The organism is Streptomyces sp. NPDC058469, from assembly GCF_042721125.1.
Taxonomy (GTDB): Bacteria; Actinomycetota; Actinomycetes; order Streptomycetales; family Streptomycetaceae; genus Streptomyces.
Genome location: NZ_JBHXME010000109.1, coordinates 1 through 26,545, shown reverse-complemented (window position 1 = coordinate 26,545; position 26,545 = coordinate 1). Strand labels below are relative to the sequence as shown.

Below are 26,545 nucleotides of genomic sequence, written 5' to 3'. Positions count from 1 at the left end.
TGGCCGGGCCTCGACCAGATTCACACGCCAGGACAAAGCGCGCATTTCGATCAGTCACGGTCCGTAACGCCCCGCGCCGCGCGCGCCTGCTCATCAGCCGCCCCACCTGCACCGACGAGCCCCGACCGCATCCCTTCCAACCGCTCCCCGAACCGCCGCATCTCCCGCTGCCCCACCGACCCGATGACCCCCGGCAGATACCCCCGCACCCCCTGCATCCCCCGCAGCCACCACTGCCCGTACACATGGCTCGACCGCCGCTCGATCCCGGCGACGATCCGGTCTACAGCCGGCCCCAGCGGGTACGTCTTGTTGGACGGCCACGGCAACCGCTCCCGCAACTCCCGCATGACCGCGTCCTGATCGGCCCCGCGCACCATGTCCGTGTCGGTCCACGACAGATACCCGACGCCGACCCGCACGCCCTTGTAGCCGACCTCGGCGCGCAGGCTGTGCGCGTACGCCTCGACGCCGGACTTGGACGCGCAGTACGCGGTCATCATCGGCGCGGGCGTGATCGCGGCCAGCGAGGCTATCTGCAGCAGATAGCCCCGGCTCTCCATCAGCACGGGCAGAAACGCCCGCGCGGTCACCGCGGACCCGATCAGATTGACCTCGATCACGCGCCGCCAGGCGACCGGGTCGGAGTCGAGGAAGGGCCCGCCGTTCGCGACGCCCGCGTTGGCGACGACGATGTCGACCTTCCCGAACCGCTCCTTGACCTCGGCCGCGACCCGAGCCATCGCCTCGTGGTCCGTCACGTCGGCGTACCAGTGATCGCTGTCGGTGTGCAGGCGTTCGGAGACCTGCTTGAGCGCGTCCGGTTCCAGCCCGACCAGCGCCAACTTGGCGCCGCGTGCGGAGAGTTTGCGGGCGAGCAACTCGCCGACCCCCCGCGCGGCCCCGGTCACGACCGCGACCTGCCCCTCCAAGCTCACCCTGCTGCTCATGCGCCCTCCTTGACCTGATCGCCCTGATCGAACTGTGCGTACGTGGCGGCCAGTTCACGGATCTTCGCGCTGACCAGCTCCGGCGCCTCGACGGGCGTCATATGGCCGAGCCCGGGCAACTCGGTGATCCCGACGCAGTTCGGCAGCGCGGCGACCAGCGCCCGCGCGTGCACCGGGGGCGTCATCCGGTCCGCCGTACCGACGAAGACGGCCGTCGGCACCGCCAACTCCCGTGCGCCGTGGTCGAGATCGAGCGAATCAAGAACCCGCGACCACGCGTACCGCACCGCCCGCGGACACGCGTGGACGATCCGTGCGCACGCCTCGACCATGTGCGGTGCCGAACCGGGGCCCATCGTCCCGTACTTGAGGATCCGCCGCGCGGTCGGCGTGACCGGCCCGAGCGGAGCCCGCGTCCCGAGGACCTTCCGGGTCAGCCAGGTCCGCGTCCGCCCGGCCCGCAACGGCACCACGAGCGACTCGGCGACCAGCCGCGAACTCCCCGTACTGCACAGCAGAACGGCCACCGCGTGCTCCCGGAACCGCGCCCGCCCGGCCGCCGCCAGCACGGCCATCCCGCCCATGGAGTGCCCCGCGATCACAGCCTTCTCCCCGGGCGCGAGCGTCTCCTCCAGTACGGCTTCCAGGTCGTCGGCGAGCGCGTCGGTACTGTGCGCGACGGCCACCGGACTGCGCCCGTGACCCCGCTGGTCGTAGGCGATGACGCGGTGGTCGACCGCCAAGTCCCGTATCTGCGCTGCCCAGAAGGCCGTGGAACAGGACCAGCCGTGCGCGAGGACGACGGCGGGCGCGCCCTCCCGGCCGTGCACCTCGACGTGCAGCCGGGAGCCGTCGGCCGAGGTGACGGCGAGTTCGCGGGCGGGGACGGGCGGGGCGTACGGCCCGGACGAGACGTGCATGAGACGACTCACGCGCCCACCACCTCCGCCTGCTCCGTTCCCGTCTCCGTCTCCGTCTCCGTCTCCGTCTCCGTCTCCGTCTTATTGTTGGCCTGTGCCCGCACGACCTCGTACTCCGTGAGGTCAACGCGCCGCGTGGCCTTGCGGAATTCGGCCGTCGTGCCGGGCCAGATGGTGGTGTTGCGGCCGGCGGCGTCCATGTACCAGCTGGTGCAGCCGCCCGTGTTCCACACCGTGCGCTTCATACGTTCCTGCACACGCCGGTTCCACGCGCTCACGGCGCTCGGCCGGGCGTCGAGGGCGACGCGGCCGCCCAGGACGTCCAACTGCCGTACGTAGTCGGCGAGATAGTTCAGCTGGGACTCGATCATCAGGATCATGGAGGACGTCCCGAGGCCGGTGTTGGGCCCGATGATGGTCACCCAGTTCGGGAACCCGGCCGCGGAGGAGCCGCGTAGCGCCTGCATTCCGCCCTGCCACGCCTCGGCCAGCGTCCGCCCGTCCGCGCCGACGACCCGGTCGGCGATCGGCATGTCCGTGACGTGGAAGCCCGTACCGAAGACGATCGCGTCGACCTCGGCCGTGGTGCCGTCGGCCGCGACGACCGTCGAACCGCGGACCTCGCTCAACCCGCTTGCCACGACGTCGACATTGGGCTGGGCGAGGGCGGGATAGTAGGTGCGGGAGAGCAGGATGCGCTTGCAGCCGATGCGGTAGTCGGGGGTGAGTCTGGCGCGCAGCGCCGGGTCCTTGATGGCGCGGGCCATGTTCCGCTTGGCCAACTGCTCCACCAGAACAAGCTCGTTGGGCCGCTTGGTGAAGGCCTGGGTCTGCAACTCCCGTATGCCCCACAGGAGTCCGCGCCGGGCCTGGGTGGTGAAGGGCAGCGCGCGGTGCAGGGCGCGTTCGGCGCCGCTGATGGGGCGGTCGACGCGGGGCATGACCCACGGCGGGGTGCGCTGGAAGAGCGTGAGGCGCTCCACCTCGGGCTGGATCGCCGGCACGATCTGGATCGCGGAGGCGCCGGTGCCGACCATGGCGACGCGCTTGCCGCGCAGGGCGTAGTCGTGGTCCCAGCGGGCGGAATGGAAGACCTTGCCGGGGAAGGAGTCGAGCCCCGGGATGTCCGGGATCTTGGGGTCGGACAGCGGTCCGGTGGCGGAGACGACGAGGTCGGCGGAGAGCGTCCCGCTGCTCGTCTCGATCACCCAGCACAGCTTCTCGCCGTCCCAAGTCATCATCTTGACTTCGGAGTTGAAGCGGATGTGGGGCCGGAGCCGGAAGACGTCCGTGACGTGCTCCAGATAGGCGCGGATGTGCTCCTGCCCGGAGAACGTGCGCGGCCAGTCGGCGTTCGGCGCGAAGGAGAACGAGTACAGATGGGACGGTACGTCGCAGGCGCAGCCGGGATAACTGTTGTCCCGCCAGGTCCCGCCCACGCTGTCGGCGCGCTCCAGGACGACGAAGTCGGTGACCCCCTCGCGCCGCAACCGCACCGCGGCCCCCAGCCCGCCGAACCCGGACCCGATCACCGCCACCCGCACATGCTCGTGTTCGGTCATCCCGTGCCCTTCCATACGACCATGCGACCATGCCAGTGAACACTGGCGCAATCGGAGCGTAGAGCAGCTCCTTACCGATGGGTAGGGGTCGGGACGAGGACGTTTGCATCAGCGGCTGCCGCCGCGGGTATCCGGGGTACGACGTAGGGTGCGGGCGTGGCGGAGAAGGCAGAACAGGCGGAGAAGCGCGAATACCGCATGGAGGAACTGGCCGAGGAGGCCGGCATCACGGTGCGCACCCTGCGCTTCTACCGCGAGCGCAAACTCATCCACCCGCCGCGCCGGGAAGGCCGTATCGCCTGGTACGACGAAACGCACCTGGCCCGCCTGCGCACGATCTCGGCCCTCTTGGAACGCGGCCACACCCTCAACGGGATCGCGGAACTCGCCGAGGCCTTCGACCACGGCCGCAACGTGGGCGAGCTGCTCGGCCTCGGCGCCCCCACCGAGGAGACTCCGGTCCGGCTCACCCCGGAGGCCCTCGCCGACTACTTCGGCGACCAGGCGACCCCGGAGAACTTCGCCGCCTCACTCGAACTCGGCTACCTCGGCACCGACGGCGGCGAGATCGTCCACATCAGCCGCCGCCTCCTCGACGTCACGGCCGCCCTGGTCCGCGAGGGCATCCCCCTCGCCGACGTCCTCAGCGCCGGCCGCCGCGTCCGCGAACACACGGACGCCCTCGCCGAACTCTTCACCGACCTGGTCCTCACCGAGGGCCGCACGGCGGAGGACCTGCAACGGTTGCGCCCGCTGGCGAAGAGCGTCGTAGAGGCGGAGCTGTCGATGGCGATGGACCGCCGACTGCAGACCGGCGGCGACCAGAGGCCTCAGAGGTCGTAGACCACCGTCACGGGCGCATGGTCCGACCAGCGCTCGTCATGCGTGGCCGCGCGCTCGACGTACCCCTTGACCGCCTTGGCCGCGAGCCCGGCCGTCGAGACGTGATTGTCGATCCGCCATCCGCTGTCGTTGTCGAACGCCCGCCCCCGATAGGACCACCAGGAGTACGGCCCCTCCACGTCAGGATGCAGGCCGCGTACGACATCGACATACGCCCCGTCCTCCGCGTCGAAGACCCGACCCAGCCACTCCCGCTCCTCCGGCAGGAAGCCGGAGTTCTTCTGATTGGCGCGCCAGTTCTTGAGGTCGGCGGGGTGGTGGGCGATGTTCCAGTCGCCGCAGACGACGACCTCGCGACCGTCGGCGGCGGCCCGCTCGCGCAGCCCCTTCAGATAGGCGAGGAACTCGCCCATGAAGCGGACCTTCTCGTCCTGCCGCTCGGTGCCGACCTCGCCGGAGGGCAGGTAGAGGCTGGCAACCGTGACGCCGGGCAGGTCGGCCTCGACGTAGCGGCCGCTGCCGTCGAACTCGGCCGACCCGAAGCCGACTTGGACGCGGTCCGGTTCGCGGCGGGTGTAGAGGGAGACGCCCGCGCGACCCTTGGCGGCGGCGGGGGCGTGCACGACGTGCCAACCCTCGGGGGCGCGGACGTCCTCCGGCAGCTGCTGCGCCTCGGCTCGCACCTCCTGGAGGCAGAGCACATCGGCGGAGGTCCCCGCGAGCCACTCCACGAAGCCCTTCTTCGCGGCGGCCCGCAGTCCGTTGACATTGACAGAGGTCACAGTGAGCACTCGGGCACAATACCGGCACACTGGACGGAGTCCAGATCCTCCCTACGCGAACCCTCGCCGACTCCTGCAGACCCTCACAAGCCCTCCCTACGCATAGAAGTACGATACTCGGCATGAATATGCGAACCGTCCCGTTCGACCACCCCGACGCCGTCAAGCTGAACGACCAGGTCCAGGCGGAGTACCACGACCGCTACGGCGACGGCGGCGACGCCACGATCCTGAACCCCTCGGACTTCACCCCGCCCGTCGGCGTATACCTGATCGCGTACGACGAGCACGACGACCCCGTGGCCACCGGAGGCTGGCGCTCCCAGGACGCCAACGGCGAGGGCAACGAGGACGGCGACGCCGAACTCAAGCGCATGTACGTGATCGAGCAGTCCCGCGGCCTGGGCCTCGCCCGCCGCATGCTGGCCGCCCTGGAGGAGGACGCCCGCACGGCCGGCCGCACCCGCATGGTCCTGGAAACCGGCACCAAGCAGCCAGAGGCCATCGCCCTCTACACGTCCAGCGGCTACGAGCCCTGCGTGAAGTTCGGCTACTACCGCTTCCACGACGACAGCCGGTGCTTCGCGAAGACGCTGTGAGCCCTTGCGGCTCCGGCGGCTCCGGCGGCTCCGGCGGCTCCGGCGGCTCCGGCGAGCCTTTCACGTCGGGCGGGTGGTCGGCGGAGATCCTGCCCGGGTATCGACCATCCTGTGCCGTACGGCCCGGCCCTCCTGTCGGGCGACCTCGGCGCGTCTATCGAAGGCTTGGCATCCGTTCCCGCACCGAACTCGCCCGCCGCATCCCTGACCAGGCCCCCGGGTCCGGGCCGACGCCGGGATCCTGGTCGGGGTCCTAGTCAAGGTCAGGGCCCAGATCAGGGGCGAGGCCCATGGAGCAGCTCACCGGGATATCTCGGCCGTAGAACCGAGTCCCGGTGACCGATCCCCCGCCGACGCGGACGCCCCGGTCTCGCCGTAGGAACCGTAAGAGCGGAAGGACACCCGGGCGTCCAGATCGAGGCTGTTCGCGCCGGCTGGGGACGGCACCCGGAGCGCCTCGTCGAGCACAGGCCCCAGCCGACCACAGCCCGAAGTCCTCGGCGCCGCAAAGCGGTTGTCCGCCACCCCGAAGGCGACGACCAACGGGTCCTGTGACACGACAGCCGACGCCTTGGTCTCCTTGAGCACCAGCCGTATTGGATCCGCATCGGTACCGATGGAGCACCCGGACGGCACCGCCGGCCCCGAAAGCCGGAAGGTCAGGTCCAGCTCTCCGCGCCGCTCGTCGTTCGACTGGAAGTCGAAATACCCCGCGTACTGCGGAGTGATCGTCAGCAACGTGCCCCGAACCCGCACAGGAACAGCCGCCATCCCGCCGAAGACCTGACGGAATTCGCCGTTCACAGTGCCCTCGGCAAAGGTGATCGCCATGGCTCTGCCGAGCGACTGATCGACACGACCGAGGGTCAGATGCCCGACGGCAGTCATCGCTTCGCAGCGCCAGGCCGCGGGATCGGCACCGTCAGGAAGCTCGGAGAGAGCTGGACAGGCGTCGAAGGCGGCGCCCCGTACAGGGGTGGGACCAGCCGCATAGGCCGGGCCCGCCGTAACGCCCGCCCCCAGAGTCAGAGCGGCCAGCGACAGAACAAGACGTCGAACCAGGCGGACCGAGCGGGCTGTGCGAGCGACACGAAGCATGGCGACCTCCGAATGAAGCGTCGAGTGGGTCGAGTTGAAGGAGTGGCTGCCTCCCACCAGCATTACAGACTTTCCTCTGCATAGAAAGGCTTGCAGAGAAAAATCTGCAGAGCATCGGCTGTAAGCTGCCGCCGTGAGCAAACCGCAGGAGTCCCCCAAGCCGAATCTCAAGTCGGATCCCAAGCCGAACCCCGAGTCGGATCCGGGACCGGCTCCGGAAGTGGACCCGGGGCCGACTCCCGAACCGGACCCGAGGTCGGCTTCCGAACCGGCGGCTCCCGAACCGGGCGACGCCCGCCGCACGGTCAGCGACCCCGCCGCCCTGAAGGCGCTCGCCCATCCCCTGCGACTGAAGATCCTGCGTCACCTCGGCGTCTCCGGACCGGCGACCTCGACGACCCTCGCCGCCGCCCTCGGCGAGAACACCGGCACCCTCAGCTATCACCTGCGTCGGTTGGAGCAGGGCGGGTTCATCGAGGACGCCCCGGACCGTCCCGGCGGACGCGAGCGCTGGTGGCGAGCGGTGCGTGGGCTGGACGTGCGCAGGCCCGCGCAGGACGAGATGACGGACGGCGAGCGCGCCGTCGCGGGCACGCTCGACCGGATGAGGATGGAAGAGGACGTCGAACTCGCCCGCCGATTCATGGCGGAGCAGGCGAACTCGGAGGGGTGGATGCGAGGCTCACGGAGTCTCAGCCATCTCACCGCGAAAGAACTCGGCGCCTTCCACGATGCCTACCTGGACCTACTGGCCCGCTTCTCCCACGGCCCGGAAGACGCGTCTCCCGGGGCTCGCCCCGTCCATCTACGGTGGTTCGCCCTCCCGGCAGACTGAACCCAACCTGGCCTGACCTGGCCGCCGGAGAACAGACCCCGGAAACGACGAAGGTCCCACCAATCACGAAGATTGGTGGGACCTCATCAACTACCCCTGAGTGAACTCAAGAACAGTCATTGCGGTGGACCTGTGGGGATTTGAACCCCAGACCCCCTCGATGCGAACGAGGTGCGCTACCAGACTGCGCCACAGGCCCTTGCAACGAGTGAAACTCTAGCATCCCCCTCAGGGTGCTTGGAAATCCGTTCCTTGCCTGGTCACTCGTTGGCCGCGCGGGGCCGTTCGCCGTCCTCGTACTGGTCGAACAGGGGGGTGCGGCCCCGCTCGCGGGCGCGTCGGGCGGAGGCTGCGCGACGGGCGTCGGTGCGGCCGTCCGCCGACGGTTTGTCCTCCGACGGGTCCTCCGCGTCCTCGTCCCGAGCGTCCCGGCTATCCCGGCCATCGCGCGCATCGCGGTCGTCCCGCGCGGCGGACTGCGCCTCCTGCTCCGGCGCCACAGAGCTGGAGCGGGCCGAGCTCCACGCGTCGGGCGCCCCGAGGTCCACGTCGGACGTGGCGCGCGGCGCGACCGGCGCGGTGACGTACGTCGGCAGCGGTACCGGTACCGGGTCCCAGCTGTCGCCCTGGCCCGGCCGGCGCTGCCGCTCGCGCTGCTGGTCGACCCACTCGGCGTGGTCGGTCTGCTCGACGAGGGCGCGACGGTCGGCGGCGAGCGCGGACATCCCGGGGTCCGTCTCCGGTTGTGGGCCCTCCTCGGCGTCGTCGATCCCGGCGTCCACGGACGCGCGCCTGCGCGGCTGGCGTTCCCGCAGTCGCTGCGCGGCGACCTCGGCCTGGCGCCGGTCCATCTGGTAGGCGAAGCGGCGGCGTTCCTGGGAGCGCAGGTAGGCGATGTAGCCGCTGAGGAGTACCGCCGGTACGCCGGGCGCCCAGAGCAGGGCGAGCCCGCCGACCGCCGCGACGATCGCGCCGAGCGTGAAGGCGAGGAAGAGCATCACGGTGGTACGTCGGCGGCGCGCGAGGACCTTCACACGCCGGGCGCGCGCCGCGGCGGCTTCCTCGGCGGGGGTGCGCCGCGCGACCGGGACGCGCTTGCGCGCAGGCGCGGGGGCGGACTTGGGCGCCTGGGCGGTGGCTTGTTGGGGTACCGGTTTGGGCGCCTGTTCACGCGCCGGTTCGCGGACCGGCTCACGCTCGGGTTCGCGCGTCGATTCGCGCACCGCCCCGCGCTCCGGTTCTCGCGCCGGTTCCGGCCGGTCCCGGTTCCGCTGCCGGACGGGTGCGTGCACCTGGGGACGGGCCGGGGGCATGGCGAAGGCCCGGACGTCCACCGAGTCGGTGACGGCGTCCGGCACGACGGCGCTGGGCTCCTCCTCCTCGGTGGAGCGCGCCCGCAGGTCCTTGGCATACCGGCGCTCCATTCCCGCCCGTCCGGACAGCAGCCGGATGGCGGTGCTGAAGCGTTCCGTCGGACGGGCCTCGTTCAGCTCGTCCTGCCTACGGAGCCACATCGGCACCAAGTAGGCGGCCCAGGCCCCGACAATGACTGCGTAGATGAGGCCGCTGCTGCTCACGCCTCACACGGTAGAGGGGTTTGCGTGAGGCCATCTGCCAATTGAGTCGGTGTGTCGCACGATCTGGCTGATATTTCGAGCTTTTTTTGTGACCGATGCGATCAACAGGCTGCCGAGTTGGCGAATTCATTGCCCCAAGGCGGTCATCCGTCGATCACTTTCGAACACTTATTCCATTTCCGGTCTTCCGGAGTTCCACGCCTCCGGGCTATGCGGGATTGTCGTGCGGGGTGCTCCGGGAGCGTGCCCGCTGCCAGCGGGCCAGCAACCCCTCGGGCACCTCTTCCGCGGTGAGCGCGAAGACGAGATGGTCGCGCCAGGCGCCGTCGATGTGGAGATAACGGGGCCTGAGGCTCTCCTCACGGAATCCGAGTTTCTCGACGACCCGGCGGCTGGGGACGTTCTCCGGGCGAATGCAGACCTCGATGCGGTGCAGTCCCACGGCACGGAAACAGTGGTCGACGACGAGCGCCACAGATGTCGGCATCACGCCGCGGCCGGCCACCGACTCGTCCACCCAGTAACCGATGTGGCCCGAGCACATCGAACCCCAGGTGATCCCGGCGACCGTCAACTGCCCGACCAGACGCCCCTGGTATTCGATGACGAACGGCAGCATCCGGCCCGAGTTCGCCTCGGAGCGCAGGTGCCGGACCATCTGCCGGTAGGTCGGCCGGTGCGCGATCGGCCCGCTGGGGGTGGGCGGCGGGATCGTCGCCTCCCAGGGGCGCAGCCAGTCCCGGTTGCGCCGGTTGACCTCGCGCCAGGCTCGCTGGTCGCGCAGTTTTATCGGCCTCAGGACGATGTCGCCGTCCACCAGCACGGCGGGCCAGGATGGGCTGTTCAGCTCGCACCCCCACTGGTGTCGGCGGGTCTGGGGTGATCGCCGCCTCGGATCTGGTCGACGGCGTGCGCCAGCAGGGGCTCCAGGACGGCGAGGCCGTCCCTCACCCCGCCGGTGGAACCCGGCAGGTTGACGATCAGTGTGCCCCCGGCGACTCCGGCCAGGCCCCGGGAGAGCGCCGCGGTCGGCATCTTCTCCCGTCCGAACGCCCGGATGGCCTCGGCGATGCCCGGCACCTCGTAGTCGATCACCGCGCGGGTCGCCTCGGGGGTGCGGTCGGTGGGTGAGACGCCGGTGCCGCCGGTGGTGACGACGGCGTCGTAACCGGCCTCTACGGCGGCCCGCAGCGCGGCCTCCACCGGGTCGCCGTCGGGGACCACCTGCGGGCCCTCGACCGCGAAGCCGAAGCCCTTCAGGCCGTCGGCGATCAGTGGGCCGCCCCGGTCCTCGTAAACCCCGGAGGCAGCCCTGTTGGAGGCGGTGACCACCAGTGCGCTGTACGGCGCGGGCGGCGCGCCGCCGGCCGAATCGTCGGGCGTCATGTCCGGCTCCAGTCCCCCGACTTGCCGCCCGTCTTCTCCTCCACGCGCACGTCCGTGATGACCGCTCCCTTGTCGACCGCCTTGACCATGTCGATCACGGTGAGCGCGGCGACGGAGACCGCGGTGAGGGCCTCCATCTCGACGCCCGTGCGGTCCGTCGTCTTCACGGTGGCCCGGATCCGTACGGCGTCGTCCGCGACCGACAGATCCAGTTTCACACCCGACACCGACAACGGGTGGCAGAGCGGGATGAGGTCCGGGGTGCGTTTGGCGCCCATGATCCCGGCGATGCGCGCGGTGGCCAGGGCGTCGCCCTTGGGGACCCCTTCGCCGCGCAGCAGTTCGACCACGCGGGGCGAGACGAGGACGCGTCCGGTGGCGGTGGCGGTGCGCGCGGTCACGTCCTTACCGGACACGTCGACCATCCGGGCGGCGCCCGCGTCGTCGATGTGCGTCAGTCGGTCGTGCGCAGGGGGTCCAGGGGGCTTCCCCCGGAAAGGCTCAGTCATGCTGTGTGGCGCTCCCGGTCCGGGCGTGTTGTGCGCGACACGGTACCGCCAACCAGGAGTACTCAGCCGAGCAGGACCACCTCGACCTCGGTGCCGGGCTCTACGGACTCGACGTCCTCGGGTACGACGATCAGCGCGTCGGCGAGCGCGAGGGCCGCGATCAGGTGCGATCCGGCGCCACCTACAGGGGTCACCTCGCCGTCGGCGTACGTCCCTCGCAGGAACTGTCTGCGGCCCTTCGGGGAGGTCAGCGCCTTGTCCGTGGTGAGGGTGGCCCGGGTCGTCGGGCGGTGGACGTCGTCCAGGCCCATCAGGGCACGGATCGCGGGCCGGACGAACAGCTCGAAGGAGACGTACGACGACACCGGGTTGCCGGGGAGGGCCAGCAGCGGGATGTGGTCGGGGCCGATGGAGCCGAAGCCCTGGGGTTTGCCGGGCTGCATGGCGAGCTTGCGGAAGTCGATCCCGGCGCCTTCCTCGTCCTCGTCCGCTACGGAGGACAGCGCCTCCTTGACGACGTCGTACGCCCCGACGCTCACGCCGCCGGTGGTGACCATGAGGTCGGCGCGGACGAGTTGGTCGTCGATGGTGGAGCGGAGGGTCTCGGCGTCGTCGGCGACGGCGCCCACCCGGTAGGCGATGGCTCCGGCGTCGCGGGCGGCTGCGGTGAGAGCGAAGCTGTTGGAGTCGTAGATCTGGCCGTCGCCCAACTGCTCGTCGGGCTGGACGAGTTCGCTGCCGGTGGACATGACGACCACGCGCGGGCGTGGGCGCACGCGGACCGTGCCGCGGCCGATCGCGGCGAGCAGGGCGATCTGCGGCGGGCCGAGGACGGTGCCGGCGTCCAGGGCGCGGTCGCCCGCCTTCACGTCGCTGCCCTTCGCGCGTACGTGCGCGCGTGCCTCGGCCGAGCGGTACACGTGCACGTGCCCGCCGGCGCCCTCGGGTGCCTGGCTGCGGGCCCGCATGCCGGTGACCGGGCCGTCGCCGAGGCCTCCGTCGGTCCACTCCACGGGGACGACGGCCTCGGCGCCGGGCGGGAGCGGGGCGCCGGTCATGATGCGGGCGGTCTGGCCGGGGCCCACGTGGAGCGGCTGGGCCTGGCCCGCCGCGACGTCGCCGATCACCGTCAGGACGGCCGGGAACTCCTCGCTCGCGCCCGCGACGTCCGTGACCCGCACCGCGTATCCGTCCATCGAGCTGTTGTCGAAGGGCGGGAGCGAGACCGGCACCGTGATGTCCTCGACCAGGACGCAGCCCTGGGCGTCGAGCAGTTGCAGCTCGATGGGTTCCAGGGGGCGGACGGTCGCGAGGATGTCCTCCAGGTGCTCGTCCACCGTCCAGAGGTGGTCGGGTCCTGCGGTGCGGGTCGCGGCGGTGCTCAACGTTGCTACATCTCCTCGGCTACGTAACTGCGAAGCCAGGCCCGGAAGTCCGGCCCCAGGTCTTCACGTTCGCACGCGAGTCTGACAATGGCACGCAGATAGTCGCCCCGGTCGCCGGTGTCATAGCGGCGGCCCTTGAAGACGACGCCGTGCACCGGGCCGCCGACCTTCCCCGCGGCGGTAGCCGCTGATGTATACGTCGTCGCGAGTTGCTGGAGGGCGTCGGTGAGTTGGATCTCGCCGCCGCGGCCGGGCTCGGTCTTGCGCAGTATGTCGAAGATGTGGGGGTCGAGGACGTAGCGGCCGATGATCGCGTAGTTCGAGGGGGCGTCCGCCGCGTCCGGCTTCTCGACCAGGCCGGTCACCTTGACGACGTCGTCGTCCGCGGTGGCCTCCACGGCCGCGCAGCCGTAGAGGTGGATCTGCTCGGGTGCGACCTCCATGAGTGCGACGACGCTGCCGCCGTGCTGCTCCCGGACCTCGACCATGCGCGCGAGGAGGGGGTCGCGGGGGTCGATGAGGTCGTCACCGAGGAGGACGGCGAAGGGCTCGTGGCCGACGTGCGGGGCGGCGCACAGGACGGCGTGGCCGAGGCCCTTGGGGTCGCCCTGGCGGACGTAGTGCATGGTCGCGAGGTCGCTGGATTCCTGGACCTTGGCCAGCCGGCTCGCGTCGCCCTTCTTCTGGAGGGCGGATTCCAGCTCGTAGTTGCGGTCGAAGTGGTCCTCAAGGGGGCGCTTGTTGCGTCCGGTGATCATGAGGACGTCGTCGAGCCCAGCCGACACGGCCTCTTCGACCACGTACTGGATCGCGGGCTTGTCCACGACCGGCAGCATCTCCTTGGGAGTTGCTTTCGTGGCCGGCAGGAATCTGGTGCCGAGACCGGCTGCGGGGATGACAGCCTTGCTGATCCTGGGGTGCGACTGAGTCATGCCCGAACCTTATCCGGTGCCTTTGTGCTGAATCTGTGGCTCCGATTAAAACGCTCTCATATGAGCACATTAGGAAGGGTACGGGTGGAACCTGTGCGTCACCTGGGACGTGAACCTGAGCCTGACAAGCGAATGTTGCGACGAGAGTTCCTCACGGTGAGGAACAGGTTGACGGCCGATGACGTGCGGGAGGCCGCCGTCGCGCTCGCCGATCGTGCCCTGGAACTACCCACGTTGGCGCACGCGCACACGGTGGCGGCGTACGTCTCCGTCGGGAGCGAACCCGGAACGCTCGCGCTCCTGGACGCACTCCGCGCGCGGGACATCGAGGTCCTGCTGCCGGTGCTCCTCCCGGACAACGACCTGGACTGGGGCACCTACGACGGCGAGGGCTCGCTCGCACGGGTCCAACACGGCGGAAAGATGGCCCTGTTCGAGCCGTCCGGCGAGCGGCTCGGCCCGGACGCCGTGACCGCCGCCGACGTCGTCCTGCTGCCCGGTCTGGCGGTCGACGGGCGCGGGATGCGCCTGGGGCGCGGCGGAGGGTCGTACGACCGCGTGCTGGCGCGGCTGGAGCGGGCGGGCGCGCATCCCGCGCTGGTGGTGCTGCTGTACGACTCCGAGGTCGTCGAGCACGTCCCCACGGAGGCGCACGACCGGCCGGTGCGGGCGGTGGTCACGCCTTCGGGTGTGAGGCGGTTCGCGGGGAGTTGAAGGGGAATTGAAATGGCCCTCCACGCGTGCGTGGAGGGCCATTTCGGTTGTTCGGTTGCTCAACGATTCACGGTTTCAGCACCAGGGCGTCGCTCGTACTGTCGTCGACCGCCTTGGACGAGAACGACCACGGCAGCAGCTCACCGTTGACCCACTTGCTGGTCTGGTCGGTGTAGTGCGCGCTGTAGGCGTGTCCGGAGGCTCCGGTGAGGTTGATCCACTTGGACTTGTCGAAGTCGTCGAGGTTGACCACCATGCGCATCGACGGCACCCAGACGACTCCGTAGCCGCCGGCCGCGTTCCAGCCGGTGGCGTTGACCGTGGCCTCGCCGCCGCTGAGCTTCCACGGGCCGCGGTTGAGGGCGTACTGGACGATGGCGGGGCCGTCGATACCCAGGGTCTGGTTCTTCAGGAACAGGCGGTGCAGCCTGCCCCAGCTCCAGGTGTCGATGTCCTTGCCGAGCTTGGCGGTCAGCTCCCAGCGGGCGTCGATCATGGCGCGCTTGAAGAGCTCGTTCATGTTGCTCGCCCCCGGGCGGTTGCCCGCCTTGGGAGTCTTCCACCAGTCGTTGGTGGGGTCGTCCATGAGCTTGCGGACGACCTCGAACCAGCGGTCGCCGCCGTCCGGTTGCGCCTGGTCGGCATCGCGCTCGCCGCACTCGCGCACCTTCTGGGTGTCCTCGTCGACGGGACCGGTGGTGTCGACCGGCGCGACGAACAGGCACTGGTCCTTGACCCGCAGCTCCTTGGGCAGCTTGTTGCCGAAGGCGAGCTTGAGGATGTTGCGCCAGACCGAGTTGAAGTAGGCGGCCGCCGCCGAGTCGGCGTCCTGGGTGTAGTCCCAGCCCTCCAGGAGCTTCTGCGCCTCGCGTACGTCGGCGTCGGGCTCGTCGATCTTCAGCAGCTTGGGCACGAGCAGCTTGGCGATCTCGCTGCTGTCGTCGAGCTGCATCTGCCGCATGTCGTCGGTGGAGATCTTGCCGCCGCCGTCGATCTTCGACTGGATCAGATCGGTGATGCGCTGGCTACGGGTGCCGTAGCCCCAGTCCGTGGTGAGGGTGTACGGGTACTTGTCCTTGTCGATCACCGCTTGGTTGGCGGTGACGATGTAGCCGCGTTTCGGGTTGTACTCGTACGGCAGGGCGGCCTGCGGGATGTAGCCGGTCCAGTCGTACTTGGAGTCCCAGCCGGGCACCGGCAGCGAGCCGTCGCCCTTCCCGCGCGTGGGGATCTTGCCGGGCAGCGTGTAGCCGATGTTGTTCTTGGTGTCGGCGTAGACGAGGTTCTGCGAGGGCACGTCGAACTTCGCGGAGGCCGAGCGGAACTCACTCCAGTCGGACGCCTTGTCCATGGCGAAGACGGCGTCCATGGTGGTGCCCGGGTCCTCGGCGGTCCAGCGCAGGGCGATGCCGTAGCCGTCGCCTCTGTCGGGTGCCGCGGTGTCGACGGTGGCCTTCTTGCCGACCTTCACGAGCTCGTCGTTGCGGTCGGACAGCAGCGGGCCGTTGTTGGTCTCCCGGACGACGATCTTCTTGGACGTGCCCCCGGCGACCTTGATGGTCTCCGTGCGGGTCGTGAAGGGCTTCGTCGTGCCGTCGTACAGGTAGCCGTCGCCGGAGAGCTTCTCCAGGTAGAGGTCGGTGACGTCGACCCCGGAGTTGGTCATGCCCCAGGCGATGTCCTGGTTGTGGCCGATGACGACGCCGGGCATGCCCGCGAAGGTGTAGCCGCTGACGTCGTACTGGCACTTGCTGGAGATCGCTCGGCAGTGCAGGCCCATCTGGTACCAGACGGACGGCAGCGAGGCTTCCAGGTGTGGATCGTTGGCCAGGAGGGGCTTGCCGGTGATGGTGTTCTTCCCGGCGACGACCCAGGAGTTGGAACCGATGCCCTGGCCGTTCACGCCGACGGCCGTCGGGAGGTCGTCCAGGACGTTCGAGAGGCCCGCGAGCTGGCTCGTGAGGGCCGAGCCGGACGAGGACGACGAGGAGCCCGTCGTGCCGCTCGTGGACGTGCCGGAGGAGCTGTCGCCGCCGTCGAAGGTCTTTGTGTACTCGTCGTACTCGCCCTCGGTGACGATCGGCTGGTTGCGGCTGTAGGGATAGTCCGGGTACAGGTCCGCGATCTGCTGGGGGCCGAGGCGCGTGGTCATCAGGGCGCGGTCGATCTCGTCCTTCATGTTGCCGCGCAGGTCCCAGGCCATCGCCTTGAGCCACGCGACCGAGTCGACCGGGGTCCACTTCTCGGGCTTGTAGTCGTACTTGAAGCCGAGGGCCGCGTACTCCAGGGAGATGTCCTTGCCGTCCTTGCCCTGGAGATAGGCGTTGACTCCCTTGGCGTACGCCTGGAGGTACTTCTTCGTGGAGGCCGACAGGGTGGTGTCGTACTCCTTCTGAGCCACCCGGTCCCAGCCCAGGGTGCGCAGGAACTCGTCGTCCTTGACCTGGCTCTTGCCGAACATCTCGGACAGCCGCCCGGCGGTCATGTGCCGGCGCACGTCCATCTCGTAGAACCGGTCCTGTGCCTGGACGTAGCCCTGCGCCATGAACAGGTCCGCGTCGGAGGACGCGTAGATCTGCGGGATGCCGTAGCTGTCACGCTTGACGTCGACGGGCCCGGAGAGGCCGTCGAGCGTGATCGAGCCGGTGGTCTGCGGAAGGGAGGCACGGACCGTGCTGATGGACCAGTACGCGCCGTAGGCGATGCCCCCGATGATGGCCATTACCAGAACAAGCACCAGTAGACGGGCTTTGCGCCCCTTTTTCCTGCCGGACTTGCCGGGCTTATGACCCGATGAGGCGGTGGTGTTGGGGGGCATCGCTGTCCTTGCTGTCCTAACGCGAGCGGCAGGGCGGGCTGTGCTTTTGACTGAGCGCTGGAGCAACCATAGGCGCAGGGTCCCGAGCGACTTGACGCGGTGTCGGGTACCGACGCGGACGGGCGTTCGATCTTGCCTCGCGGAGTGTCAAGAAATCGTCAAGAGTTAGGTAAGGTAACGAAGTACTTGGATGCATGGCGCCGCAGCCTCGCGTCCCCTGTACATGTGCTGCCGCCCTGTACGCGCGTCAGCCGAGGAAGGGAAGGCCACTGACTGTCCACCACCTCGACCAGCTTCTGCTCGTCTGCTCGCTCGTCCTGCTCGTCGCCGTCGCGGCGGTCCGGATCTCCTCGCGCAGCGGGCTCCCCAGCCTGCTCGTGTACCTGGGGATCGGCGTCGCCATGGGCCAGGACGGCGTAGGCGACATCCACTTCAACAACGCCGAGCTGACCCAGGTCATCGGGTACGCGGCCCTGGTCGTGATCCTGGCCGAGGGCGGCCTGGGCACGAAGTGGAAGGAGGTCAGGCCGGTCCTGTCGTCGGCCGCCACGCTGGCGCTGGCGGGGGTGGCGGTGAGCGTCGGCGTCACGGCCGCGGGTGCGCACTATCTGGTCGGCCTGGAGTGGCGGCAGGCGTTCATCATCGGGGCGGTGGTGTCCTCGACGGACGCGGCGGCGGTCTTCTCCGTGCTGCGCCGGATCCCCCTCCCCGCGCGCGTGACGGGCACGTTGGAGGCCGAGTCCGGCTTCAACGACGCCCCGGTGGTCATCCTGGTCGTCGCCTTCTCCACGGCGGGCCCGGTCGAGCACTGGTACATGCTGGTGGCCGAGATAGCCCTCGAACTGGCCATCGGCGCGGCCATGGGCATCGCGGTGGGCTGGCTCGGCTCCTGGGGGATGCGGCACGTGGCGCTGCCCGCCTCCGGTCTCTATCCGATCGCCGTCATGGCGATCGCCGTCACCGCGTACGCCGCGGGCGCCCTGGCGCACGGCAGCGGCTTCCTGGCGGTCTATCTCGCCTCGATGGTGCTCGGCAACGCCAAGCTGCCCCACTGGCCCGCCACGCGCGGTTTCGCCGAAGGGCTCGGCTGGATCGCCCAGATCGGCATGTTCGTCCTGCTCGGCCTGCTGGTCACCCCGCACGAACTGGGGGACGACGTCTGGCCCGCGCTCCTCATCGGCCTGGTGCTGACGATGGTGGCCCGGCCGCTCAGCGTGGTGGTGAGCCTCACGCCGTTCCGGGTGCCGTGGCAGGAGCAGACCCTCATGTCCTGGGCCGGGCTGCGCGGCGCCGTGCCCATCATCCTGGCGACGATCCCCATGGTGAACGGCGTGGCCGGCAGCCGCCGCATCTTCAACATCGTCTTCGTCCTGGTCGTCGTCTACACCCTCGTCCAGGGGCCGACGCTGCCCTGGCTGGCCCGCAAGCTGCGGCTCGGCGAGGGCCCGGAGGCGGCCGACCTCGGCATCGAATCGGCGCCCCTGGAGCGGCTGCGCGGACATCTGCTGTCGGTCGCGATCCCCGAGGAGTCGAAGATGCACGGCGTCGAGGTCAACGAACTGAGACTGCCGGCCGGGGCCGCCGTCACCCTCGTCGTCCGTGACGGAAAATCGTTTGTCCCGCTGCCCTCGACGGTCCTGCGGCGCGGCGACGAACTCCTCGTGGTCGCCACGGACCCCGTCCGGGACGCGGCGGAACAGCGGCTGCGCGCGGTGGGTCACGGTGGAAAACTGGCCGGGTGGCTGGGCACGGACACCACCGACGCCGGTCGTTAAGGACGCGTTTCGTACGGTTCACACGTTCACCAATCACAGGTTGAACGCGCGCGTGGTGCCCGTTTTCACAGGCCCAGCGGGCCCCATCACCTGTACGATGAAGGCACATTCTGATCGAACCAACTCTGCCTGACGCAGCGCTGGCGCGACCGTATGGCGGCCGAATCCCTCTCCGCGTGGGCACCGGTACCTACCGCAGTTCCGCGCAAGAGGACAGCTCTCGGCGCCCCCCGCACAGGGCGCGCTACCAGGTGGCAGAAAGGCACGGGCCGTGGCATCCACGGTCACCTCCCGGACGGGATCCCGTCCGGGATACGGGCAGCTGCTGCGCACACGCGGCGCCTGGACGTTCCTGCTCCCCGGCTTCGCGGCACGCCAGCCGTTCGCGATGCTCACCATCTCCATCGTGCTGCTGGTGCAGCACACCACCGGCTCCTACGGCGCGGCGGGCGCCGCCGCGGCCGTCACCGGCGTCTCCATGGCCCTGTTCGCGCCCTACAGCGGACGCCTGGCCGACCGCCACGGGCAACGGGCCGTACTGCTCCCCGGCGTCCTGGTGCACACCCTGTCGGGCCTGACGTTCACGGCGCTCGCGCTCGGCCACGCGCCCCTGTGGGCGCTGTTCGTGGCGGCCGTGCCGACCGGCGCCTCGGTGCCGCAGATCGGGCCCATGGTGCGCGCCCGCTGGGGCGTAAGGCTCCAGGACTCCCCGCTGCTGAGCACCGCCGCGGCCTTCGAGTCCGTCACGGACGAGCTGACCTTCGTCTTCGGCCCACTCCTGGCGACCGCCCTGTGCACCGCAGTGAACCCGGTCGCGGGCCTGATCACGGAGGCCGCGCTCACCCTCATCGGCGGTCTGTTGTTCGCCGCCCAGAAGAGCACCCAGCCCACAGTGGCCGTCGCCGGGCACGCACGCGTGGAGCACGTTTCCGCGCTGAGCATCCCCGGGGTGCGCGTGCTGATCGTGACCTTCCTGGGCATCGGTTCCGTCTTCGGCGGCATGCAGGTCTCCCTGGCCGCCTTCACCGAGTCGATCGGCGAACCCGGCCTGAACGGCGTCCTCTACGGCACGTTCGCCGCCGGCAACATGCTCTCCGGGGTCGTCTGCGGTGCCGTCGCCTGGAAGGTGGCCCCGCAGCGTCGCCTCCTCGTCGGCTACGCGGCCCTCGCGCTGACCGCGTCCGCCCTGTGGACCGCCCACTCGGTGCCACTCCTGGCCGGCCTGGGTCTCCTGGTCGGCATGTGTATCGCGCCCGCCCTGATCACCGGCTACACCCTGGTCGAGGGGCTCGTCCCGGCCGGCGCCCGCACCGAAGCCTTCACCTGGCTGACCGGCGCCGTCGCACTCGGTCAGGCCGCCGCCGTCACGGTCGCCGGACAACTGGAGGACCGCCTGTGGGGCGGCGCCGGTTTCCTGGTCCCGATGGTCGGTACGGTGCTCGCCCTGGGGACCCTGGTGGCCCTCCGGTCGCGCCTCGCGACCCGGCCCCACAGCCGCACCGTGGCACGTGGCGTCGGTCACCGCGTGCCGGTGGCAGTGGACTGATCCCCGGGAATACGTCACTATGGACGCTCGTTAGCACTCATTGAGTGAGAGTGCCAGGAGGAAGACAAAAGTGCCGACCTACCAGTACCAGTGCACCGAGTGCGGCGAGGGCCTTGAAGCGGTCCAGAAGTTCACCGACGACGCGCTGACCGAGTGCCCCAATTGCGGTGGCCGCCTGAAGAAGGTGTACTCCGCGGTCGGCATTGTCTTCAAGGGCTCCGGCTTCTACCGGAACGACAGCCGCGGCTCCTCGTCGAGCAGCTCGCCGGCCACCGCGAAGCCGTCGACGTCCTCGGACTCGAAGCCGTCCACCCCCTCGACCTCGTCGTCCTCCTCGGACTCGAAGTCGTCGAGCTCGGGCTCCTCGTCCGGCAGTAACAGCTCCGCCGCGTAGGACTTCTCCGCGGGACCCTGTCGTCGTACGACGGCAGGGTCTTCGGTGTTTTCAGAGCCGGTTCCTACGCCTTTTTGGCGGCGGCTAATGTGCGGGGCATGGCGAACGCAGAGATCGGCGTAATCGGTGGCTCCGGGTTCTACTCGTTCCTCGACGACGTGACCGAGATCCAGGTGGACACCCCCTACGGGCCGCCCAGCGACTCCCTCTTCCTCGGCGAGATCGCCGGCAGGCGGGTCGCGTTCCTGCCCCGGCACGGACGCGGCCACCATCTGCCGCCGCACCGCATCAACTACCGGGCCAACCTCTGGGCGTTGCGCTCCGTTGGGGTGCGCCAGGTCCTCGGCCCGTGCGCGGTGGGCGGGCTGCGCCCCGAGTACGGGCCGGGCACGCTGCTGGTTCCGGACCAGCTGGTGGACCGTACGAAATCCCGGACGGGCACGTACTTCGACGGGCTCCCGCTGCCCGGCGGCGCGGTGCCGAACGTGGTGCACGTGTCCCTGGCCGACCCCTACTGCCCGACCGGCCGGGCGGCCGCGCTGAAGGCGGCGCGCGGGCAGGACTGGGAACCGGTGGACGGCGGCACGCTCGTGGTCGTCGAGGGCCCGCGCTTCTCGACCCGCGCCGAGTCGTTGTGGCACCAGGCGCAGGGCTGGTCGGTGGTCGGCATGACCGGCCACCCCGAGGCGGCGCTTGCCCGTGAACTGGAGCTCTGCTACTCCTCGTTGACCCTCGTCACCGACCTCGACGCGGGCGCCGAGACCGGCGAGGGCGTCTCCCACGACGAGGTGCTGCGGGTGTTCGCGGCCAACGTGGACCGGCTGCGGGGCGTGCTGTTCGACGCGGTGGCCGCGCTGCCGGAGACCGGAGCGCGAGACTGCCCGTGCGTGAACGCGCTGGGCGGGATGGATCCGGGCTTCGAACTGCCGTAGCCGCCACAGCCGCCGTAGCTGGGGATGCGGAGAGGGACCGGAGATGCGGAACTTCCCGTTCGGGTGAGGGAGTTGTCCACAACCGGCGGGTAGCACACGGGCTCCGGCGGGCGGCGGCGCGAGGCCTCATCGTGGGGACCGCAAGCCGATCCCTCGTCGCAGGTGGTGGTCCCCATGTCCCTCTCCCCTCCGTCCCCTCTCTCCTTCACGGGCCCGTCGGGTACGGATTCCTTTCCGCGCCCGTTGGGCACCGACGCTCCACCCACGTGCGAGGTGCCGCACTTCGCACCCGTGCGGGTGCGCGGCGGCCGGTATCAACTGCGCCGGTTGCTACGGCATCGGAGGCGGGCCGTGGCCGCGGGGCTCGCGCTGACCGCGGCCGCGCTCGTGGCGGCGGGCCCGCGTGACGCGGCGGAGGCGCGGCACAGCGAGCGGCCTCGGGGGCACCCGGTGGTCGATCCGGTACGGCAGCGCCGGGCGGTCGAGTGGGTGTCGGCGCCCGTGCGGATCGCCGACGCCGGCACGGTCCGGCTGCTGCGGGCCGGCGACCGGGTCGATGTGATCGCCGCCGAGGAATCGGCGGCGGGCGGTGACGCTCACGTGGTCGCGCGCGGGGCGCGGGTGACGAAGGTGCCCGAGCCGATCGAAGTGGCGGACGGCGGTGGGGCGTTGGTGGTGCTGTCGGTGCCGCGCTCCACGGCGGCTCGGCTGGCCGGCGCGAGCGCCACGGCACGGTTGGCGGTGACACTGTGTTGAACCGTGCGCTCCGTGTCGCGATCCGGGCCCTCCGTCGCCTGTGCGAATTCGTGTCAAGTCCCTCGTTCGAGTTACTGAATTGGACAGGGCGGCCGGGCCTTGACGTAGGTTGCGGAGCTGTTGGTTCCACCCCTTGCGCGTGCGAGAAGAGGCTCCGAGTTGAGCGAGAAGAAGAAGGAACCGGGCGTCTGGCAGGGCTTCAAGTCCTTTCTGACACGCGGGAACGTCGTCGATCTGGCAGTCGCGGTCGTCATCGGCGCCGCCTTCACGAACATCGTCAACTCGGTGGTGAAGGGGATCATCAACCCGCTCGTCGGGGCGATCGGCACACAGAACCTGGACACCTACAGCTCGTGCCTGAGCAGCAGTTGCTCAGGCGACAAGGGCATCCAGCTGATGTGGGGTTCCGTCCTGGGAGCCGCCCTCAGCTTCGTGATCACCGCGGCGGTCGTCTACTTCCTGATGGTCCTGCCGATGTCGAAGTACCTGGCCCGGGCGGAGGCCCAGCGGAGGGCCAAGGAGGGCACGCAGGAGGTCATCGAGATCACCGAGCTGGAGGTGCTCAAGGAGATCCGCGACGCGCTGGTCGCGCAGCGGGGCGAGGGACACCGGGAGCCGTAGCCGACGGTTCGGATACGACCGACGGCTCAGGCGTGGCCGGCGGATCAGATGTGGTGGGGCGGCTTCTCGTCGAGGAAGCGCTTCAGGTCGGCAGCACTGTCGCCCTCGGTCCGCTCGCCCCACCCGCGGTCGGTGTCGTCCGAGGACGGGCGGCTCAGCGGGTCGTCGAAGACCAGCGCGGGCTTCGGATCGTGCGGCTCGGGGGCGGGGGCGGTACTCATGCCTCCAGGGTACGGCCCCCGGCGGACGTTATCTGCTGTGCTTGGTCCCATGACGTCCGAGACTCACAGACCCCAGCGCCCCCTACGGCCCCTGCGCCCGCTCACCGCCCGAGGCCGGGACGAGCCGCACCGGGTCGCCTCGTCGCTGGAGCTCTTCTTCGACCTGTGTTTCGTCGTGGCCATCGCACAGGCGGGCATCCAGCTGGCGCACGCCGTCGCGGAGGGGCATGCGGGCGAGGGCGTCCTGAACTACGCGATGCAGTTCTTCTCGATCTGGTGGGCCTGGATGAATTTTTCCTGGTTCGCCTCGGCCTACGACAACGACGACGTGCTGTACCGGGTCGTCACCCTGGTGCAGATCGCCGGCGTCCTGGTTCTCGCGGCCGGGGTCTCGCGGGCCTTCGATCAGCACGACTACGTGGTCGTCTGGCTCGGTTACCTGATCATGCGCCTCGCGATGGCCGCGCAGTGGCTGCGGGCGGCGCGGGCGGCCCGGGGTCCCGAGCAGACGATGGCGTTGCGGTACGCGGGTGGCGTGCTGCTGTGTCTGGTCGGCTGGCTGGGACTGGTGGTCCTGCCGGAGCACGCGCGGGTGTGGGTGTTCCTGGTGATGGTGATCGCGGAGCTGTGCGTACCGCTCTACGCGGAGAAGGACTTCACGACGCCCTGGCACCCACACCACATCTCCGAGCGGTACGGGCTGTTCACGATCATCGTGCTGGGCGAGACGATCGCGGCGGCGACGGTCGCCGTGAAGTCGGGGGTGGACGAGCACGACGCGCTGGGCGAGTTGCTGCCCATCGCTGCGGGCGGACTGTTGATCGTGTTCGCCGCCTGGTGGATCTACTTCGTGGTGCCGATCCACGGGCATCTTCGGTCCAACCAGCAGGCGTTCCTGTGGGGTTACGGCCACTACCTGATCTTCGCCTCGGCGGCCACGATCGGCGCGGGCCTGGAGGTGGCGGTCACGCAGGCGGTCGGCAAGGCGCACATCTCCACGCCGGCGGCGTCAGCCGCGGTCACCCTGCCGACGGCGCTGTACCTGCTCAGCGTCTGGGCGCTCCACGCCCGCCACTACAAGGTGGGCATCACCCAGCAACTGGTGCTCCCGGTGGCCGCGTTGCTGGTGATCTGCTGCACCTTCCTGGGTCACTGGGCGGTGCCCGCGGCGGGGCTGGTGTCGGCGCTGACGGTAGCGGTCGGGGTGACACTGACGGCACGTACGGTTGCCGCCGGAGAGAGCGGGACGGAGGCGACGGCAACGGTGGGCTGACGGCCACGGGATCGGCTGGGCGAGCTGGAGGGACCGGCACGGCAACATCCACGCACGCGGGACCCACCGCCACCACAACGGCCACGCGCGCTGAACCGGTCACCACCACAACGGCCACAGGCCCTGGACGAACCGGCACGGCAACGACCGCACACACTGGACCCACCGCTACAGCAACGTCCACACGCACTGGGCGGGCCGCCAAAGGATCAGCCAAGCGCACTGGCCCAACCGCCCCTGGATCAGCGGCGCGTACTGAGCCAACCGCCCCTGGATCAGCGGCGCGTACTGAGCCGACCGCCACCAGATCAGCCACGTGCACTGAACCGAGTGCGTCGCATCGGCGGCGCGTACTGAGCCGACCGTCCCCGGGTCAGTCGCGCCCGCTGGACCGACCGGCTCGTCAACGCCCACACGCGCGGGGGCTGACCGCCACCGAGACAGACACGAACGCTGGCCCAACTCCCCCCGAATCAACGACACATACTCAGCCGACCGCCACCAGGCCCAGCGCGTCCGCCGCGTCTGCCACGTCCGCCGCGCTCGCCGGGCCGACCGCCACCGAAACAACCGCCGAAGCTCAGCCGACCGCCATGGGAACAGTGGCCCAAGCTGGGCTGGCCATCCCCGATCACCGGCGCGCACCGTGCCGACCGTCCCCGGATCAGGCTCTCGCTGGGCAAGACTGAACCCCATGACAGTTGACGCATTGACGGATGTGGCCGGGGTGCGGGTGGGGCATGCGACGCGGTCGGGGGACGGGTGGCTCACCGGTACCACCGTCGTGCTCGCCCCGGAGGGCGGGGCGGTGGCCGCCGTGGATGTGCGTGGTGGCGGTCCCGGTACCAAGGAGACCGACGCCCTCGATCCGCGCAACCTGGTGCAGCGGGTCGACGCCATCGTGCTGACCGGCGGCAGCGCGTACGGGCTCGATGCCGCGTCCGGGGTGATGGCCTGGCTGGAGGAACAGGGGCGCGGGGTGCGGGTCGGCGTGGATCCGACGCACGTCGTGCCGGTGGTGCCCGCGGCCTGTGTCTTCGACCTGGGGCGGGGCGGCGCCTTCCGGGCCAGGCCGGACGCGGCCACCGGGCGGGCCGCGGTCGAGGCCGCCGCGATCAGCGGGCCCGGGGTGCGGGTGCGCGAGGGGTGTGTGGGCGCCGGTACGGGGGCGGTGGTCGGGGCGTTGAAGGGCGGAATCGGGACCGCGAGCGTCGTGCTGGAGTCGGGGATCACGGTGGCGGCGCTGGTGGTGGCCAACGCGGCGGGATCGGCGACGGACCCCGAAACGGGCGTCCTGTATGGGGAGTTGTTCCAGGGGCGCGTGACGTATCCCGAGCCGCACGTCCATGAGGCCGCGCGCGTGCGCCTCGCCGAGGCCGCCACGAAGAACGCGCCTCCCCCACTGAACACCACGCTCGCGGTGGTCGCCACCGACGCCGAACTCACCAAGGCCCAGGCGCAGAAGCTGGCCGGCACAGCGCACGACGGCATCGCACGCGCCGTACGGCCGGTACATCTCCTGAACGACGGAGACACGGTGTTCACGCTCGCCACCGGGGCCCGCCCGCTCGACGCCGAGAACCCCCTCGCCCTCAACGCCGTCCTCGCGGCCGGCGCGGAGGTCGTGACCCGCGCGATCGTGCGCGCGGTACGCGCCGCCGAGCCGGTGGACGGGCCGGGCGGGACGTGGCCGTCGTACGAGGAGCTGTACGGGAGACGGTAGGCACCCTGCGGCCACAGGCACCCCGGCGCCGGGGTGCATCCCGTGTTCGCCTCTGCGGCGGCAGGCATAGGCGTCCGCCACAGCGACCGCCGGCACCCTGCGCTCACCCCTTCCCTGCTCCGACCCCCCACCTCTGGAGGCGGGGGGTCACTTCTAACCAGTCAAAGGTCATGACAGTGGTTAGATTTACCCCCAGCTTCCAGCAACCCCCCACTCGGCGTTGGCCGCTGAGCCGAGGCGGCGTGCCGGCGAGGCGCGAACGCTCCCCCTCACACCGGCCCCTCCCACCGGCCGGTAGCCGCTAAGCCGGCCCGGCGTGCTGGCGAGACGGCAGCGCGCCCCTCCACGCTGGCCCGGAACGCAGTACAGGCAAGGGGATTCCTCCCTGAGCCAC

25 protein-coding genes and 1 tRNA gene are annotated in these 26,545 nt (G+C 70.1%); 12 read left to right on the top strand and 14 right to left on the bottom strand.

Going from position 1 to position 26,545, the window contains the following annotated elements:
* Window positions 1-50: 50 nt before the first annotated feature.
* From ACFWP5_RS35215 to ACFWP5_RS35205, 3 genes are read right to left on the bottom strand one after another with little or no spacing between them, the layout of a single operon-like run.
* On the bottom strand, window positions 51-950 hold the full coding sequence (locus ACFWP5_RS35215; RefSeq protein ID WP_384166095.1) for an SDR family oxidoreductase: 900 nt from the start codon (window positions 948-950) through the stop codon (window positions 51-53).
* The gene (locus ACFWP5_RS35210; protein WP_384166092.1) at window positions 947-1,882 is read right to left on the bottom strand and encodes an alpha/beta fold hydrolase; all 936 of its coding nucleotides are present in this window, start codon (window positions 1,880-1,882) and stop codon (window positions 947-949) included. The genes ACFWP5_RS35215 and ACFWP5_RS35210 overlap by 4 nt, the downstream gene beginning before the upstream one ends.
* Window positions 1,879-3,432, bottom strand: a complete 1,554-nt coding sequence (locus tag ACFWP5_RS35205; RefSeq protein ID WP_384166089.1) for a flavin-containing monooxygenase — start codon at window positions 3,430-3,432, stop codon at window positions 1,879-1,881. Before ACFWP5_RS35205 ends, ACFWP5_RS35210 begins: the two co-directional genes overlap by 4 nt.
* A 198-nt stretch (window positions 3,433-3,630) precedes the next feature.
* Here ACFWP5_RS35205 and ACFWP5_RS35200 point away from each other — a divergent pair, with 198 nt between their 5' ends.
* Window positions 3,631-4,275 carry a MerR family transcriptional regulator gene (locus tag ACFWP5_RS35200; protein WP_384166124.1) on the top strand — a complete coding sequence of 215 codons (645 nt, stop codon included), beginning with the start codon at window positions 3,631-3,633 and terminating at the stop codon, window positions 4,273-4,275.
* On the opposite strand, the gene ACFWP5_RS35195 is transcribed toward ACFWP5_RS35200, so the two are convergent.
* Window positions 4,263-5,066, bottom strand: coding sequence for an exodeoxyribonuclease III (locus ACFWP5_RS35195; protein ID WP_384166086.1), 804 nt, complete (start codon window positions 5,064-5,066; stop codon window positions 4,263-4,265). The genes ACFWP5_RS35200 and ACFWP5_RS35195 overlap by 13 nt on opposite strands.
* Before the next feature lie 113 nt (window positions 5,067-5,179).
* On the opposite strand from ACFWP5_RS35195, the gene ACFWP5_RS35190 reads away from it, so the two are divergent.
* Window positions 5,180-5,656, top strand: coding sequence for a GNAT family N-acetyltransferase (locus tag ACFWP5_RS35190; RefSeq protein WP_384166083.1), 477 nt, complete (start codon window positions 5,180-5,182; stop codon window positions 5,654-5,656).
* A 300-nt stretch (window positions 5,657-5,956) separates the two neighbouring features.
* On the opposite strand, the gene ACFWP5_RS35185 is transcribed toward ACFWP5_RS35190, so the two are convergent.
* On the bottom strand, window positions 5,957-6,817 hold the full coding sequence (locus ACFWP5_RS35185; protein ID WP_384166080.1) for a hypothetical protein: 861 nt from the start codon (window positions 6,815-6,817) through the stop codon (window positions 5,957-5,959).
* A gap of 70 nt (window positions 6,818-6,887) precedes the next feature.
* On the opposite strand from ACFWP5_RS35185, the gene ACFWP5_RS35180 reads away from it, so the two are divergent.
* Entirely contained in the window at window positions 6,888-7,589 is a 702-nt protein-coding gene (locus ACFWP5_RS35180) for a helix-turn-helix domain-containing protein (RefSeq protein ID WP_384166077.1), read from the top strand.
* A gap of 125 nt (window positions 7,590-7,714) precedes the next feature.
* On the opposite strand, the gene ACFWP5_RS35175 is transcribed toward ACFWP5_RS35180, so the two are convergent.
* The 7 genes from ACFWP5_RS35175 to galU form a co-directional block, all read right to left on the bottom strand.
* Window positions 7,715-7,788, bottom strand: a tRNA-Ala gene (locus ACFWP5_RS35175).
* Window positions 7,789-7,849: 61 nt separating this feature from the next.
* A complete protein-coding gene (gene glpR / locus ACFWP5_RS35170) occupies window positions 7,850-9,166 on the bottom strand; it encodes a gephyrin-like molybdotransferase receptor GlpR (RefSeq protein WP_384166074.1) in 1,317 nt (438 codons plus the stop codon).
* A 208-nt stretch (window positions 9,167-9,374) separates the two neighbouring features.
* Window positions 9,375-9,989 (bottom strand): GNAT family N-acetyltransferase, encoded by a 615-nt coding sequence (locus ACFWP5_RS35165; RefSeq protein ID WP_384166071.1) that lies wholly within the window; start codon window positions 9,987-9,989, stop codon window positions 9,375-9,377.
* Window positions 9,990-10,009: 20 nt separating this feature from the next.
* Window positions 10,010-10,552, bottom strand: a complete 543-nt coding sequence (locus ACFWP5_RS35160; protein WP_384166068.1) for a molybdenum cofactor biosynthesis protein B — start codon at window positions 10,550-10,552, stop codon at window positions 10,010-10,012.
* A complete protein-coding gene (gene moaC / locus ACFWP5_RS35155; protein WP_384166065.1) occupies window positions 10,549-11,061 on the bottom strand; it encodes a cyclic pyranopterin monophosphate synthase MoaC in 513 nt (170 codons plus the stop codon). The genes ACFWP5_RS35160 and moaC overlap by 4 nt, the downstream gene beginning before the upstream one ends.
* 62 nt (window positions 11,062-11,123) lie before the next feature.
* The gene (gene glp, locus ACFWP5_RS35150) at window positions 11,124-12,446 is read right to left on the bottom strand and encodes a gephyrin-like molybdotransferase Glp (RefSeq protein WP_384166062.1); all 1,323 of its coding nucleotides are present in this window, start codon (window positions 12,444-12,446) and stop codon (window positions 11,124-11,126) included.
* Window positions 12,447-12,451: 5 nt separating this feature from the next.
* Window positions 12,452-13,378 carry a UTP--glucose-1-phosphate uridylyltransferase GalU gene (gene galU / locus ACFWP5_RS35145; RefSeq protein WP_384166059.1) on the bottom strand — a complete coding sequence of 309 codons (927 nt, stop codon included), beginning with the start codon at window positions 13,376-13,378 and terminating at the stop codon, window positions 12,452-12,454.
* Window positions 13,379-13,510: 132 nt separating this feature from the next.
* Between galU and ACFWP5_RS35140 the strand changes: the two genes are divergently transcribed.
* Window positions 13,511-14,092 carry a 5-formyltetrahydrofolate cyclo-ligase gene (locus tag ACFWP5_RS35140; RefSeq protein WP_384166056.1) on the top strand — a complete coding sequence of 194 codons (582 nt, stop codon included), beginning with the start codon at window positions 13,511-13,513 and terminating at the stop codon, window positions 14,090-14,092.
* 67 nt (window positions 14,093-14,159) lie between these two features.
* On the opposite strand, the gene ACFWP5_RS35135 is transcribed toward ACFWP5_RS35140, so the two are convergent.
* Window positions 14,160-16,910 (bottom strand): penicillin acylase family protein, encoded by a 2,751-nt coding sequence (locus ACFWP5_RS35135; protein WP_384166053.1) that lies wholly within the window; start codon window positions 16,908-16,910, stop codon window positions 14,160-14,162.
* 194 nt (window positions 16,911-17,104) lie between these two features.
* On the opposite strand from ACFWP5_RS35135, the gene ACFWP5_RS35130 reads away from it, so the two are divergent.
* From ACFWP5_RS35130 to mscL, 6 genes are all read left to right on the top strand, one after another.
* On the top strand, window positions 17,105-18,685 hold the full coding sequence (locus ACFWP5_RS35130; protein WP_384166050.1) for a potassium/proton antiporter: 1,581 nt from the start codon (window positions 17,105-17,107) through the stop codon (window positions 18,683-18,685).
* 271 nt (window positions 18,686-18,956) lie between these two features.
* Entirely contained in the window at window positions 18,957-20,231 is a 1,275-nt protein-coding gene (locus tag ACFWP5_RS35125) for an MFS transporter (RefSeq protein WP_384166047.1), read from the top strand.
* 70 nt (window positions 20,232-20,301) lie between these two features.
* The gene (locus ACFWP5_RS35120; protein ID WP_384166044.1) at window positions 20,302-20,625 is read left to right on the top strand and encodes an FmdB family zinc ribbon protein; all 324 of its coding nucleotides are present in this window, start codon (window positions 20,302-20,304) and stop codon (window positions 20,623-20,625) included.
* Between the two features lie 98 nt (window positions 20,626-20,723).
* Window positions 20,724-21,557 carry an S-methyl-5'-thioadenosine phosphorylase gene (locus tag ACFWP5_RS35115; protein WP_384166041.1) on the top strand — a complete coding sequence of 278 codons (834 nt, stop codon included), beginning with the start codon at window positions 20,724-20,726 and terminating at the stop codon, window positions 21,555-21,557.
* A gap of 174 nt (window positions 21,558-21,731) precedes the next feature.
* Window positions 21,732-22,313, top strand: coding sequence for a hypothetical protein (locus ACFWP5_RS35110; protein ID WP_384166038.1), 582 nt, complete (start codon window positions 21,732-21,734; stop codon window positions 22,311-22,313).
* Window positions 22,314-22,472: 159 nt separating this feature from the next.
* Window positions 22,473-22,934: a large conductance mechanosensitive channel protein MscL gene (gene mscL, locus ACFWP5_RS35105; protein WP_384166035.1), complete on the top strand. Its 462-nt coding sequence runs from the start codon at window positions 22,473-22,475 to the stop codon at window positions 22,932-22,934.
* 44 nt (window positions 22,935-22,978) lie between these two features.
* Here mscL and ACFWP5_RS35100 read toward each other — a convergent pair whose 3' ends face one another.
* The gene (locus tag ACFWP5_RS35100) at window positions 22,979-23,155 is read right to left on the bottom strand and encodes a hypothetical protein (protein WP_384166032.1); all 177 of its coding nucleotides are present in this window, start codon (window positions 23,153-23,155) and stop codon (window positions 22,979-22,981) included.
* Window positions 23,156-23,204: 49 nt separating this feature from the next.
* Between ACFWP5_RS35100 and ACFWP5_RS35095 the strand changes: the two genes are divergently transcribed.
* Both ACFWP5_RS35095 and ACFWP5_RS35090 read left to right on the top strand, forming a co-directional pair.
* A complete protein-coding gene (locus tag ACFWP5_RS35095) occupies window positions 23,205-24,428 on the top strand; it encodes a low temperature requirement protein A (RefSeq protein ID WP_384166030.1) in 1,224 nt (407 codons plus the stop codon).
* A 694-nt stretch (window positions 24,429-25,122) separates the two neighbouring features.
* Entirely contained in the window at window positions 25,123-26,151 is a 1,029-nt protein-coding gene (locus ACFWP5_RS35090; RefSeq protein ID WP_384166027.1) for a P1 family peptidase, read from the top strand.
* Window positions 26,152-26,545 lie beyond the last annotated feature (394 nt).

Bases quoted from the DNA above. Each gene is read 5' to 3' on its own strand.
- ACFWP5_RS35215 (WP_384166095.1), bottom strand. From the start codon at position 950: ATGAGCAGCAGGGTGAGCTTGGAGGGGCAGGTCGCGGTCGTGACCGGG.
- ACFWP5_RS35205 (WP_384166089.1), bottom strand. From the start codon at position 3,432: ATGACCGAACACGAGCATGTGCGGGTGGCGGTGATCGGGTCCGGGTTC.
- ACFWP5_RS35200 (WP_384166124.1), top strand. From the start codon at position 3,631: ATGGAGGAACTGGCCGAGGAGGCCGGCATCACGGTGCGCACCCTGCGC.
- ACFWP5_RS35190 (WP_384166083.1), top strand. From the start codon at position 5,180: ATGAATATGCGAACCGTCCCGTTCGACCACCCCGACGCCGTCAAGCTG.
- ACFWP5_RS35185 (WP_384166080.1), bottom strand. From the start codon at position 6,817: ATGCTGGTGGGAGGCAGCCACTCCTTCAACTCGACCCACTCGACGCTT.
- ACFWP5_RS35160 (WP_384166068.1), bottom strand. From the start codon at position 10,552: ATGACGCCCGACGATTCGGCCGGCGGCGCGCCGCCCGCGCCGTACAGC.
- moaC (WP_384166065.1), bottom strand. From the start codon at position 11,061: ATGACTGAGCCTTTCCGGGGGAAGCCCCCTGGACCCCCTGCGCACGAC.
- galU (WP_384166059.1), bottom strand. From the start codon at position 13,378: ATGACTCAGTCGCACCCCAGGATCAGCAAGGCTGTCATCCCCGCAGCC.
- ACFWP5_RS35140 (WP_384166056.1), top strand. From the start codon at position 13,511: ATGTTGCGACGAGAGTTCCTCACGGTGAGGAACAGGTTGACGGCCGAT.
- ACFWP5_RS35135 (WP_384166053.1), bottom strand. From the start codon at position 16,910: ATGCCCCCCAACACCACCGCCTCATCGGGTCATAAGCCCGGCAAGTCC.
- ACFWP5_RS35130 (WP_384166050.1), top strand. From the start codon at position 17,105: ATGGCGCCGCAGCCTCGCGTCCCCTGTACATGTGCTGCCGCCCTGTAC.
- ACFWP5_RS35115 (WP_384166041.1), top strand. From the start codon at position 20,724: ATGGCGAACGCAGAGATCGGCGTAATCGGTGGCTCCGGGTTCTACTCG.
- ACFWP5_RS35110 (WP_384166038.1), top strand. From the start codon at position 21,732: ATGTCCCTCTCCCCTCCGTCCCCTCTCTCCTTCACGGGCCCGTCGGGT.
- ACFWP5_RS35100 (WP_384166032.1), bottom strand. From the start codon at position 23,155: ATGAGTACCGCCCCCGCCCCCGAGCCGCACGATCCGAAGCCCGCGCTG.
- ACFWP5_RS35095 (WP_384166030.1), top strand. From the start codon at position 23,205: ATGACGTCCGAGACTCACAGACCCCAGCGCCCCCTACGGCCCCTGCGC.
- ACFWP5_RS35090 (WP_384166027.1), top strand. From the start codon at position 25,123: ATGACAGTTGACGCATTGACGGATGTGGCCGGGGTGCGGGTGGGGCAT.